The sequence below is a fragment of the Nonomuraea sp. B19D2 genome (assembly GCF_040137845.1).
Lineage (GTDB): Bacteria > Actinomycetota > Actinomycetes > Streptosporangiales > Streptosporangiaceae > Nonomuraea.
Map to the genome: position 1 here is coordinate 79,357 of NZ_JBEFAK010000041.1, position 11,458 is coordinate 90,814.

The window sequence follows — 11,458 nt, forward strand, 5'->3', positions numbered from 1 at the left end:
GGCCGAGCGGTGCTTGCTCTAGCCGAGTGGTGCGGCGATCTGGATGCGGTCTATGTCGGGTGCGTAGCGGCTGGAGGCGTTGCCGAACGTGATCGTGTTCTGGCCGGCGGCCAGTGTGACGTCCACGACCGTGGTGCGGTAGTTCGACCAGCCCAGCGTGTTGCGGAAGTAGTGCCGGGCGGCTGAGCCGCCGTTGACGGAGATGTCGGCGTAGCGGTCGACGATGTTGGTGTTGTAGTTGGTCGCGCCCTCGCCCAGCTCACCGTTGGCGTACGTGACGACCATGCGGTAGCGGCCGGCCGATGGGACGGTGACGTTGTTGAAGCGCAGGGTGTTGGCCGCGCCGGCGCCGATGAAGCCGACGTAGCGACCGCCCGAGGCGGCCGAGTTGGACGCGACCCTGGCGGCGCCGCCCAGCGTGTTTGCGCTGGACTCGGCCTCGTATGCGGTGATCGTGCCGGCGGACGATGTCACGTCGATGTGGTCCAGCTGGGCCGTGCCCACGTCCAGGCGGTTGATCCCCGCTGTCAGGAACACCTTGGTGGTGGCGGTGTTCCAGCTCGTGGCGGCGGGCAGCGTCACGTCGGTCAGGTCGGAGCCGTTGAGCCGCAGCCTGACCACGCGGGCGGCCTGAGCCGAGTAGCGCAGGCCGATGGTGTAGTAGCCGTCCGCGGGCGCCGTGACCACGAACTTGGTGCTTCCGTCCACGTAGGAGACCGGGCCGTACGTGATCGAGCCGGACAGGGCGGCGTACTCGGCCTCGTAGCGGGAGCCGTTGGCCGCGGCCCTGGCCGGGGTCACGATCACCTGGTACGCGGAGGAGCCCTTGAGCCCTGTGAGCGGGATCGTGATCTGGCCGCTGCTCGGGGTGAATTCCGCGTCGGTGAGCTGGTACGGGCCGGGGGAGGGGTTCAGCCCGGTGTTGTCCACGCCCCAGACGGTGGCGCGGACGGGGGTGCCCAGGGCGCCGGGGATGCCCTTGACGACCAGGTTCGTGTCGTACGTGCCGCTGGCCGGGTTGTTGCCGCCGAAGATCACCCTGGCCTGCTTCTTGGCCTGGTCGAACGCGGCCAGCCCCTGCAGCGAGCCGCCCACTGCGGGCGGGGTGACGGCCACGGTGTCGCCGGTCAGCTCGCCGTACCACTTGTACAGCCACCAGCCACCGGTCGCCTGGTTGTTCCTGGTGACCAGGTCGTTCAGCCCGCCGGCCGTCGTCCAGTACGCCAGGCACCCGTCGACCTTGCTGTTCTCGAACTTGGCCACGAACTGCACCAGATTGCCCGGCACGCCCAGATCGCCGGACGACCGGCCGTACTCGTTGATCGTGATGCTTCTGGGTGAGATGCCGAGGCTTGACTCGATCGCCCGGTAGTCGGAGTGGTGCGTGTGCCAGCTCGTGAAGAAGTCGTTGCCCAGCTCGTGCCAGGTGGTGACGTCGGGCAGCACGGCGTTGTCCCGCGCGAACTGCATGAACGTGCGCATGTCGGCCGAGCGGTAGCTCGCGAAGTTGGGGCCGGCGATGCGGGCGCCGGGGTCGAGCGAGCGGATCCGGCGATAGACGGTCCGGTAGTCGTTCATGAAGCCGGTCAGGTTGCCGCCGTACCAGATCTGGTCGGGCTCGTTGAAGGGGACGTACACGTACGAGGTGCGGTACGGGTCGGCGACGACCTTCCTGACCATCGTGTCCACCTTGGCCAGATAGTCGTCGATGCCGAGGTTCTCGTACGGCCACTGCTTGTAGATGTCCTGCATGTAGATCTGGATCTCGCGGCCGCCGGCGCGCTTGAACATGGGGGCGACCTTGAGCGCGTCACCGTTCGGGTGCTGCAGGCCGTCGGGGGCCTTCTGGGCGGTGACCTGGGGCTTGAGGGCGGCGAGCATGGTCTCGTTCGGGATGCCCTCGTCGCCGAGTCCGTACAGGAAGCCGGTGGCGCCGTACCGCAGCGCGCCGGTCTGGGTGGCGAGGTCGACGACGAGCTGGGACGCGGCCTGGGCGGGGGCGGCATGCGCGGCAGCGGTCACCATGACCACCGCCAGCGCCGCTGACCAGGCATTTTTCCTCCTCATGACGGGACAACCTCCTTGCGTGCTTGGGCGGTTTTCGCGCCCGTGGGGGTACGTGGAGGTGCTGGATGTGACCGGTCACATTTCCTTGAAGCATGAGTGTGACCGCTCACATTGCCCAGGAAAAGACCCTGTTACCAGGTTGTTACCGCCAAATGTCGACCGCAGGGCGGAGGGTAGGTGGGCCTGGCGCACCCACCCGTGGCCCTACTGGATGGTGGGCCTGCTGGGGTCCGCCCCGGACCGGCATCGCCTTCGGGCGATGGTGGGCCGATTCGCGATGGGTGCAGGGGGCAGCCCTCTTGCTGCATGAACGTCCTGAACCATCGGGTGCCGTCGTCGCAGGTCTGAGTGCGTTGGCTCCCCTACTTGGCTCCCCGCCGTGGCCCAGTCGGATGTGGGTCGATGACGCTGTTCTCAGTACTCCAGCCGTTGATCGTGAGCTTCATCGACGAGCGGATTGTTGTCGTTGGCAGCAGCGAGTGCACGATTGTTGACGGTGCTGCGCGATTGTCGGTCCGCGTGGATAGCATCACCTGGCCTGTGCAAGACGTCCGCGATGGCTCCGGGCGTCCCCGCCCCACCAAGGAGGCCACATGAGCGAGGCATACTCGCCGATCCCGGAACTGAACCTGCTCAAGGAGTTCGAGGACCGGATCGGTCGGGTCTACTACTCGAACAGTTTCGAGCTGCGCGAGTACGGCGCTGACGTTGGCCTTGACACGTGGTCGGAGCATCCGGAGTTCCTGAGCCGCTTCATCGGCTTCGCGCGGGCCACCCGCTCCGGCTCCGACTACGCCCTGTGGCGGTGCGACGATCGGAGCGATCTTGCCGCTCTGCCCGTCGTCCTGGTCGGCGATGACGGGGACCTCTATGTGATCGCGCGAAGCCTGACGGAGCTGTTCCAGCTTCTCACCATCGACAGTGAGCCCATCTCTGATCGCGGGTTCCCTGATCCTGAAAGCGTCGAGGTGCACAGTGATGGTCACCATCAATTCCTCACCTGGTTGGACCAGAACTTCGGGCTTGGGCCACCGGAGGACCTGCACGCGCTCTGGGCTGAGCGAAAAGGATGTGACGATCGGTTCAGGACATGGGCGAGCCAATTCATCGAGTTGGACGATTATTGATAGTCCACCGCAGTTCATTCATTTTCATGGCTATGCGGCTCGTCGCCGATAGTGGCTGGCCTGAGCACGAGCCTGGTGGCGGCGTCGCCAACCGGACCAGCCGAGCCGTTGGGCCGTGTCGTGGACGGGCTGGACGACGAGGGTGATGAACATGTGCTGGATTTCATTGCGGGTGAGCGGTATGAGGCGCGAACCAGACGTGCGTGCCACTTGCTGTCGCATGAAATAAGATCTCATGTCGTGCAATCCCTCGGGCATTTAGATCCCCAGCAACTCGGCGGCCATCGGCTGCTGGGCGTGCTCGGCCGGGGTGGGCAGGGCACGGTCTACCTCGCAGAGGGCCCGGTGGCGATCAAGGTGCTCAACGACACCGTCGCTCCCGACGAGGCGGCACACCGCAGGTTCCTGCGCGAGGCCGACGCCGCCAGGAGGGTGGCGCCGTTCAGCACGGCGAAAGTGCTGCAGGTCGGCATCGAGGGTGCCCGGCCGTTCCTGGTGAGCGAGTACATCCCGGGCCCGTCGCTGGACGCGCTGGTCAAGGGCGAGGGCCCGCGTTCCGGCAGCGGGCTGGTACGGCTGGCCGTGGCGACGCTCACAGCGCTGGCCGCCATCCACCGGGCGGGGATCGTGCACCGAGACTTCAAACCGGCCAACGTGATCATGGGTCCTGAGGGGCCGGTGGTGATCGACTTCGGCATCGCGCGTGCGCTCGACCACACCACCACGCACGGCGTGTTCGGCACCCCGGCCTTCATGGCGCCCGAGCAGTTCGAGGGCGTGCAGCTGACGCCGGCCGCCGACGTGTTCAGCTGGGCGATCACCATGGTCTTCGCCGCGTCGGGGCGCCCGGCGTTCGCGGGGGAGAGCATGCCGGCGCTGATGCATGCCATCATGACCCGCGACCCCGACCTGTCCGGCGTGCCGGAAGACCTGCGCATGATGCTGGCCGCCTGCCTCGCCAAGGCGCCCGGCGAGCGCCCTTCAGCCACCGACCTAGTCGGCCGCCTGACCGGCGACACCCGGCCGCCGGCCGCGGCCACGGGCGAGCCCGATCCGGCGAGCGCCCTCGGCGATCCTGCGCCCGGGGCGACCCGCAGGTATGGCGACGAGCGCCATCCGGGTCCCGGGGACTCGGGGCCCCACCCCGGTCCGCACCCCATCGCGCCGCAGCAGGGTCAGGCGGGCAGCGGGCCATGGGCCCGTCAGCAGGGCGGACCAGGCAGGTCGCCCGACACGCAGCGCCCGCCCACGCAGGCCGATCGGGCCAGAGAGGTGGCGGCAGGGCTCGCGGCGGGCCTGGTCGCGCTGTTCTGCGTGGCGCATGCGCTCATGACCTGGCGTGGGGCGATCACCGACGACTTCACCGCCATCCTCGACTGGAACGGCTGGGAGGCGGTGCGCCTTGGCGCGCTGGCCATGGCCGCCCCCGTGCTCACCGCGGGCCTGTGGCGCACCAGCAAGGTGGCCGCCCTGTTCGCTCTCACGCTGATCCTGCCGTTCGTCGTGGACCTGGTGTACACCTACGCGCTCGAAGCGCCCAACCGACTGCCGTGGCTGCTGGTCGGCCTGGCTGGCAACCTGGGACAGGGCGTCTGCCTGGTGGTGCTCGGCTCGCTGACCTGGCGCTTGACGCGGGTGGGGGCGGTGGCCGCGATACTGGCCGGCGCCGGGTTCGTGCTGGAGACGATCCTGTGGGCGCTCGTGGCCTCGATCAACGCGCACGACATCGTGCAGACCGGCCTCCACGTGGTGTCCGGCCTGATCCGGACGCTCACGGCGGTCTGGCTGGTGGCGCTCGGCGTCGCGCTGGTAGCCAGGAGACCACGTGCACAGGCAGCTTCGAGACAAGCCGAATCGGGACCCGGCCACCTGTAGGGCGACATTCCTTCTGAGCACGTAGGGCCTGGCCGGCGACACAGGCGATGTGCATGCTCTTCAGAGCTGGTCTTGGGGTTGGCCTGGTTCGTGCCCGGCGACAACGTGAGCGTTAACGTTCAAGATCGGCCCTCCCCGGCCGCCTGGAAGCTTCGGAGAGGGCCGCGACCGAGAGGAGGATCACACCACGTGCTCACCGTAGGCGCCGATCCGGTCCCAAGCCGAGTCTTCGCTGGTCGAAGGCGGTCTGACATGTCTGCGCTTGCCGAAAACCCATCCATGCGGCACTCCCGGGCCCACAGTCATGCCCGCAAAAGCCCAGCTCAGACACTCACTGAGGACGATCTACATCGATTCGCGATTGCTGGATCGCGGCCAAGGGCACCAAGCGCTTGGTTTTGCGGCATGCGGGTCGCGGCCTATCATGCAGATCTGTGAGCAGACGTTTGAGCCGGATCGCGGCCGTCAACGCGCAGATCATCGCCGAGGGCGAGTACACGGCCCACGACGGCACAGTCGTGGCCGTCGGCCCGGCGCTGGCGGCGGCGGTCTCCGGCACCGTCAGCCATCCGCCGGACGAGCCCATCGACGTGCCGGACATGGCGACGGGACACCACACGCTCTTCGAGGTGACCGCCGAGGGCAGTCTGCAGGCGGCGCGGCGGCTGCACCTGGCGGGGACCGAACGGATCGCCGTCCTGAACTTCGCCTCTGCCCGGAACCCCGGAGGCGGCTACCTCGGTGGTGCCAAGGCTCAGGAGGAGGACCTTTGCCGCGGAGCGCTGCTCTATCCGTGCCTGCTGCAGGCTCCCGACTACTACGACACACACCGTGCCTCTCCCGATCTGCTCTACAGCGACCACGTCAAGAGCTGCGCCCTGCCTGCGCTGGTCGCAGCGAAATACGTATCTTGTTCGTATTCGATCCATGGCGTGCGGCCATCCTGCTCGTCGCCGGCGACAAAGCAGGCAATTGGCGGCGGTGGTATCAGACCTCCATACCTCGAGCTGAACGGCTATATGAGCAGTACCTTGCAGAGCGTGAGAAGGAGATGCGGCAATGAGCACCTACCGGCGTTGGCGTGAAAGCGGACACCTGGAGCGCGCCATCGAGACGGCGGGAGGCACAGAGCCTTTCGACGATGAGATCCGGCGTTCGCGAGCCGAGGCCCAGGGCTGGCGGTTGGCGGAGATGCGCAAGCGCCGAGGGCTGACACAGACGCAAGTGGCGGAGCGCATGGAGATCTCTGTGGCCCGTGTGTCCCAGATCGAAGGAGGGGACGTCTCCACCAGGGAGGTGCTCGACCGCTATGTCGCCGCTCTGGGCGGGACGCTCAAACTGATCGCGGACTTCGGTGACGAGCAGCTCAAGGTCAGCTGACCGGGTGTCCTCAGGGCACCGAGGCGGGCAAGGCGAAGAGCGGGAAGTGGTCGGGGCCGAGGAATGAGACGATCTCGGCGATGCGCTCGTCACGCAGCGCGAACACGGTGATCGACCAGGCGACGTGCGGTCCCGTGGGGTCGTCGCCGAGGTAGCAGGCCACGGCTGGCTGGCAGTTCGCGCTGGTGGGGAGGGTGCGCCAGCTGGGGCATCTGGTTGGGACCTGACGGGCGAAGTCGGTGACCGCCGCCAGGCCGGCGTACCAGTGCGCCAGCGGCGGCATCGACCAGGTGACGTCCTCGGTCAGCAGCGCCACCAGGGCGTCGGCGTCGCCTTGTTCCAGTGCCGCGGCGAATTCGGTCACCAGCTTGCGTACGTGGGCGTCGCCAAGCTTCCGCAGAGTCTGCTGCTGGGCGGGGGAGGAGACCCTCTGGGCGGTGAGCTTGCGGGCCCGCGCCAGGGCGGAGTTCACCGAGGTGGTCGAGGTGCCCATCATGGCGGCGATCTCGGCGGCGGAGAAACCCAGGACGTCGAACAGCAGCAGCGCGGCCCGCTGGTTGCCCGGCAGGTGCTGCAGTGCGGCGACGAAGGCGAGTTCGACGGACTCACGCTGCTCGTAGCGGGCCTCAGGCGTGGCCGGGCCGTCGGCGAGGCCCTGATCGGGGTAGGGGCCCAGCCAGGCGATGTCGGTCAGCGGGCCGGCGTCGAGTACGGCTCGGTCGCTGGACGGGCCGAGGTCGGCGGGCAGCGCCCGCTTGCCACGGGACGCGATGAGGTCCAGGCAGGTACGGGTGGCCACGGTGTAGAGCCACGAACGCAGCGAGCCGCGGCCGTCGAACCGGGCGAGTCCCCGCCAGGCCCGCAGCAGGGCGTCCTGGAGCGCGTCATCGGCGTCGTGGGCCGAACCCAGCATGCGGTAGCAGTGCGCGTGCAGTTCGCGGCGCAGCGGTCCCAGCAGGCGGGTGAACGCGGCATCATCTCCCTCGCGCGCCCTGGCCAGATCGGCGGCCTCGGTCGCGGACGGCCCGAAAGGACTTTCCCCCATAAGCGATGATTGTGCCGCATAGCGGCAGTCCTACCTGCGACAGGCCATGACGACTCCGCCAGGAGGACTGCTATGACATCGACCGCGTATCACCATGTGCCCCGGGTGGTTTGACGTCTCCATTCCCGATGCCCGGCGGGCGCGACGCTTCTCCAAGGAAATGGGCGGAGCCGCTGACCCGGAGGCGGCTCGACGCCGTACGGTTCGAAGGCCCCGGCACCGACCTGACGATCGGCCTGCTCCTGGACGCCCAGTGGACCGCGGCCCGGCTCCAGGACGTCGGAAGGCCGCGCCTTCCAGACGAACCTGCCGACCGAGGAGGTGTTCACCACCCCCGACTACCGCCGGGTCAACGGCGTCGTGCGCGCCACGCGGCCACTGTCCCTCCACGGGACCGTCATCCGGGACCTGGAACTGCTCTTCACCGACGGTGTGGTGACCGAGGTCAGGGCGAGCGCCGGGGCGGACGTCGTGCGCACTCACCAGGCGAGCGATCCGGGGGTCGCCCGCCTCGGGGAGCTCGCCCTGGTCGACGGCTCGTCCCGGGTGGGGGAGTCGGGTATCACCCACCTGGAGACCCTGCTGGACGAGAACCCGCCACCTGGCGTGGGGAGCCGGGTTGCCCCCAGGCGTACCGTCACACCTGCGTTCCGACGACCCCGCAAAGCTCGACGCGGCGGGGGTGAACACCGCCACGTCCGGCTGGTGTTCAGCAACGAATCGGTGAATCGCCTGTCCGATCTGCGGGTCCGCGCCGACGCGGCGCTGGCCGGATGACACACAATGGCAGCGTGCCCACCGATCCCGATGAGAGGGGCCTGTTCACCGGCTGCGTGGGCGCGGTGAGCCACGCCAGCTCCCACATCGTCGACAAAGATCTGGGCGGACGCGCCAGCGATCCATGGGCGCTGAGCGGCGTCGCACTGATCCAGCTCGTGGGTGCGGCCCTCAGACTCCGTGCCAAGCCCAGAAACGAGGTAGAAGGCGGCAAGCCGAGTGCCTGCCGTACTGAAGTGCGTGGGTGACAGGAACACGGCACGCACCTCCCTCTGACGGAATCAGAGCGATGCGGTGTGCTCATGGACGACCCAGATCGCCGGCCGCTCAACGCGTGGTCGGGGAAAGGACCGCTGCGCCGCCGCGAACCTGCGGGGACGGCAGGCGGAACAGGGTGCGCAGCGCGCGCAGGGCGGCACGGTCGCCGGTTGCCGAGGCGGCGTGGTGCTCGAGCGCGTCGGCGAGGGTGACCTTGCCTGCGGCGATGTCGCGGAAGGTCTGATCGTCGGTGGTGATGGTCACGTCGGGGTATTGGGCCGGCCCGTGCACCGTCTCCAGGGTTCCGTCATGAACGCGGGCGTGGAAGGTCTCGTCCCCCACCCGGAATTCGTAGATCGCGCGGAGTCCGGCGGCGGCTTCGGCTTGGAAACACGCTCTCAAGCCGAGCACGCCCCAGCCGGGATGGAACGCCTCCCCTTCGCGGGGTTCCGCCATCGCCCACTTCAGGCCCCACCGGGCCAGGTCCAGCACCACCGGGCCGAGCTCCTCGCCGGCCTGGGTCAGAGCGTAGGCCGGCGTGCGGGCCGGAGGGGGAAGCGTGACCCTGCGCACCAGCCCCTGACGTTCCAAGGTCTTCATCCTGGCCGACAACAGACCGGTGCCCAGGCCACGCAGGTTGTGCTGCAGGTCGCTGAACCGTTTGGGGCCAGTGAGCAACTCGCGGATCAGGAGCAGCGTCCAGCGCTCGCCGACGATGTCGAGGGTGCGCGCGGTCGCGCAATACTGGTTGTAGCTCCGCTCCACATCAATATTTTAACGCTCGAGCTTCTCGTTTTCGTAGTCGAGGTCGTCGGCCGCCTGAAGGAGCAGCCGGGCGACAGCCTCGGGATGGCTGAGCATCACATTGTGCGGCGCATCCAGCGGGATCGACCGGTATCCCAGCTCGTCGGCGAACCGGTCGAAGGGGTAGGTCATGGGCCGGCAGTAGACGCCGGTTCCGGGAATCTTGTCGACTGCCCCGGTCAGACGGGTCGGCTCGGTGAACGTCCGCAGCGGCTGGGGGATCAGCCGGTCGGCGAGCCAGGCGGCGTCCGCCGAGTCGGTGATGCCGAACGCGCCCGGGGGAGGAGCCGGGACCGTTGTGCCGCCCCCGCGGGCCTCGGCGGCGGCGCGAGCCGCCGTCACGAGGGAATCGGGCGCGAGATCGAACAAGCTGTGTCCGTCGCCGCCCGCCCATCCGTCGAACAGGACGATATGGCTGACCAGATGCGGCCGGAGGTCAGCGGCCTGCCGGACCACCAAGCCGGCATAACTGTGCCCGACCAGGATCACGTCATCTGCCGCGCCGCGCGCCTGGTCACGGTCGCCGGCCAGACCGTCGAGCGCCGCGACGACCTCATCGGCGTGCAGGTGCAGCCCGGCATCGCCGTCGAGGGTGAGGGTGGGCATGACGGTGCGCGCCCCGGCTTGATGCAGCAGCGGAGTGACGCGGTCCCAGGCCCACATGCCATGCCAGGCGCCGTGAACGAGCACGAAAACGGTCATGAGTGTGCCTCCGTCACGAGTCGAGATCAGAAGATCAACGGCGATCGGATCATGGATCAAAAACCAATGCCACGAACTTCTTGTTTTTGAAGTGTATCGTGTGGCATTGAGAAGCGCGACTGATGGGGATGCCCTGGAGGCCAGCGCCACACCGTGGAACTCGAACAGGAACGAATCGGTCCACGGGACCGGTGAGACTAGGGCAGGCTTGCTGGGGTGATGGCGATTCATTCGTTGCCCACGCAGCCGCAGGCGGAGCCGTACCAGATGATCACCCGCCTGTCACCGCCGCACCTGCGTCCGTACGTGCTGGGGTGGGCCGGCTTTCGCACCCGGGCGGGCAAGCCCGCCCACCCCAGCCGGATGTTGCCGCTCAACGCGGCCACCCTGATCATCGACTTCACCGGCATGGGCCCGATCGTCACCGGTCCCCGCGCCACCGCGACGTTCTCGGCCCATACGCCGTGGCGTCACGGGGTGGCGGTCGGGCTCACTCCTGCCGGGATGTCGGCGCTGACGGGGGCGCCCATCAGCGAGGTGGCCGGCACGACCGCGCGCCTGGAAGACCTTCTCGGCGCCCGTGCCACGGAGCTGACCGGTCGGCTGATCGCGGAGGCGAGCTGGGCGGACCGCTTCAGCCTGCTGGAGGAGCGGCTGACGGCGTGGCTGCGCCCCGACGCCGGCCCCAACGATCTGATCATGCACGCCTGGTGGCGGCTGCAGGAGCCGGTCGGCCCGCCCACCGTCGGGTCCCTCGCCGGTGAGCTGGGCGTCAGCCGTCGTTATGTCGAGCTCGGATTCCGGCGGGTGGTGGGCTTGTCGCCCAAGACGGTAGCCCGGATCGCCCGATTCCAGCGGACCGTGGACACGTGGAGACGGCCCTCGGCCACGCTGGCCGAGGGCGTCGCCTGCGGTTACGCCGACCAGCCGCACCTCACCCGCGAGATCCGGGCGATGGCGCAGATGACGCCGAAGCAGCTGTTCGCATTCGTTCAAGACACCGATCGGCTCACCGGCTAGCGTGACCTTCCGCTCCGGACCGAACGAGTGCCGGGGGAGAGGAAGGGGCAACACGTCATGGCAGGCGTTCTCGCGGCCGATCCCACCCTCGCCGACTTCGGCAAGGACCCGCTGTGGATCACCATCGTCAAGGCCGTGCTGCTGTTCCTCTTTCTGGCGCTGGGAGTCGTCTTCGGGGTCTGGTTCGAGCGCAAGCTGATCTCCAGGATGCAGAACCGGTACGGCCCCAACCGGGCCGGCAAGTTCGGCCTGCTGCAGTCGGTCGCCGATGCGATCAAGATGGGGCTGAAGGAGGACCTCTTCCCGCGGACCGTGGACAAGGTGCTCTACCTGCTGGCCCCGGTCATCATGGTGGTGCCGGCGTTCCTGGCCTTCTCGATCGTGCCGTTCGGGCCGATGGTCA

Annotated in this window: 12 protein-coding genes and 1 pseudogene; 9 read left to right on the forward strand and 4 right to left on the reverse strand. The window is 68.3% G+C overall.

Annotation, left to right across the window (positions count from 1 at the left end; translation table 11 throughout):
* Positions 1 to 18: 18 nt before the first annotated feature.
* A complete protein-coding gene (locus ABN273_RS45725) occupies positions 19 to 2,067 on the reverse strand; it encodes a hypothetical protein (RefSeq protein ID WP_349455857.1) in 2,049 nt (682 codons plus the stop codon).
* Positions 2,068 to 2,660: 593 nt separating this feature from the next.
* Here ABN273_RS45725 and ABN273_RS45730 point away from each other — a divergent pair.
* The 5 genes and pseudogenes from ABN273_RS45730 to ABN273_RS45755 all read left to right on the forward strand — a co-directional run bounded on the left by ABN273_RS45730 (position 2,661) and on the right by ABN273_RS45755 (position 6,449).
* Positions 2,661 to 3,194 (forward strand): hypothetical protein, encoded by a 534-nt coding sequence (locus ABN273_RS45730; RefSeq protein WP_349455858.1) that lies wholly within the window; start codon positions 2,661 to 2,663, stop codon positions 3,192 to 3,194.
* Positions 3,195 to 3,434: 240 nt separating this feature from the next.
* Entirely contained in the window at positions 3,435 to 5,069 is a 1,635-nt protein-coding gene (locus ABN273_RS45740; protein WP_349455859.1) for a serine/threonine-protein kinase, read from the forward strand.
* 434 nt (positions 5,070 to 5,503) lie between these two features.
* Positions 5,504 to 5,875: pseudogene (locus tag ABN273_RS45745) on the forward strand (TIGR02452 family protein); the annotation flags it as partial.
* Positions 5,863 to 6,132, forward strand: a complete 270-nt coding sequence (locus ABN273_RS45750) for a type II toxin-antitoxin system RelE/ParE family toxin (protein ID WP_349455867.1) — start codon at positions 5,863 to 5,865, stop codon at positions 6,130 to 6,132. The pseudogene ABN273_RS45745 and the gene ABN273_RS45750, both read left to right, overlap by 13 nt.
* Positions 6,129 to 6,449 (forward strand): helix-turn-helix domain-containing protein, encoded by a 321-nt coding sequence (locus ABN273_RS45755; protein WP_349455860.1) that lies wholly within the window; start codon positions 6,129 to 6,131, stop codon positions 6,447 to 6,449. The genes ABN273_RS45750 and ABN273_RS45755 overlap by 4 nt, the downstream gene beginning before the upstream one ends.
* A 10-nt stretch (positions 6,450 to 6,459) precedes the next feature.
* On the opposite strand, the gene ABN273_RS45760 is transcribed toward ABN273_RS45755, so the two are convergent.
* Positions 6,460 to 7,494, reverse strand: a complete 1,035-nt coding sequence (locus tag ABN273_RS45760) for a sigma-70 family RNA polymerase sigma factor (RefSeq protein ID WP_349455861.1) — start codon at positions 7,492 to 7,494, stop codon at positions 6,460 to 6,462.
* A 321-nt stretch (positions 7,495 to 7,815) separates the two neighbouring features.
* Between ABN273_RS45760 and ABN273_RS45765 the strand changes: the two genes are divergently transcribed.
* Both ABN273_RS45765 and ABN273_RS45770 read left to right on the forward strand, forming a co-directional pair.
* Complete coding sequence (locus tag ABN273_RS45765) at positions 7,816 to 8,271, forward strand: aminopeptidase (RefSeq protein WP_349455862.1); 456 nt, start codon at positions 7,816 to 7,818, stop codon at positions 8,269 to 8,271.
* Between the two features lie 14 nt (positions 8,272 to 8,285).
* Positions 8,286 to 8,519 carry a hypothetical protein gene (locus ABN273_RS45770; RefSeq protein ID WP_349455863.1) on the forward strand — a complete coding sequence of 78 codons (234 nt, stop codon included), beginning with the start codon at positions 8,286 to 8,288 and terminating at the stop codon, positions 8,517 to 8,519.
* A gap of 79 nt (positions 8,520 to 8,598) precedes the next feature.
* Here ABN273_RS45770 and ABN273_RS45775 read toward each other — a convergent pair whose 3' ends face one another.
* Positions 8,599 to 9,294 (reverse strand): winged helix-turn-helix transcriptional regulator, encoded by a 696-nt coding sequence (locus ABN273_RS45775; protein ID WP_349455864.1) that lies wholly within the window; start codon positions 9,292 to 9,294, stop codon positions 8,599 to 8,601.
* 9 nt (positions 9,295 to 9,303) lie between these two features.
* A complete protein-coding gene (locus ABN273_RS45780) occupies positions 9,304 to 10,266 on the reverse strand; it encodes an alpha/beta fold hydrolase (protein ID WP_349455865.1) in 963 nt (320 codons plus the stop codon).
* Between ABN273_RS45780 and ABN273_RS45785 the strand changes: the two genes are divergently transcribed.
* Positions 10,255 to 11,055 (forward strand): helix-turn-helix transcriptional regulator, encoded by an 801-nt coding sequence (locus tag ABN273_RS45785; RefSeq protein ID WP_349455868.1) that lies wholly within the window; start codon positions 10,255 to 10,257, stop codon positions 11,053 to 11,055. The two genes, ABN273_RS45780 and ABN273_RS45785, sit on opposite strands and share 12 nt — an antisense overlap.
* A 57-nt stretch (positions 11,056 to 11,112) precedes the next feature.
* On the forward strand, positions 11,113 to 11,458 hold a 346-nt coding region (locus tag ABN273_RS45790; protein WP_349455866.1), incomplete at its 3' end, for an NADH-quinone oxidoreductase subunit H.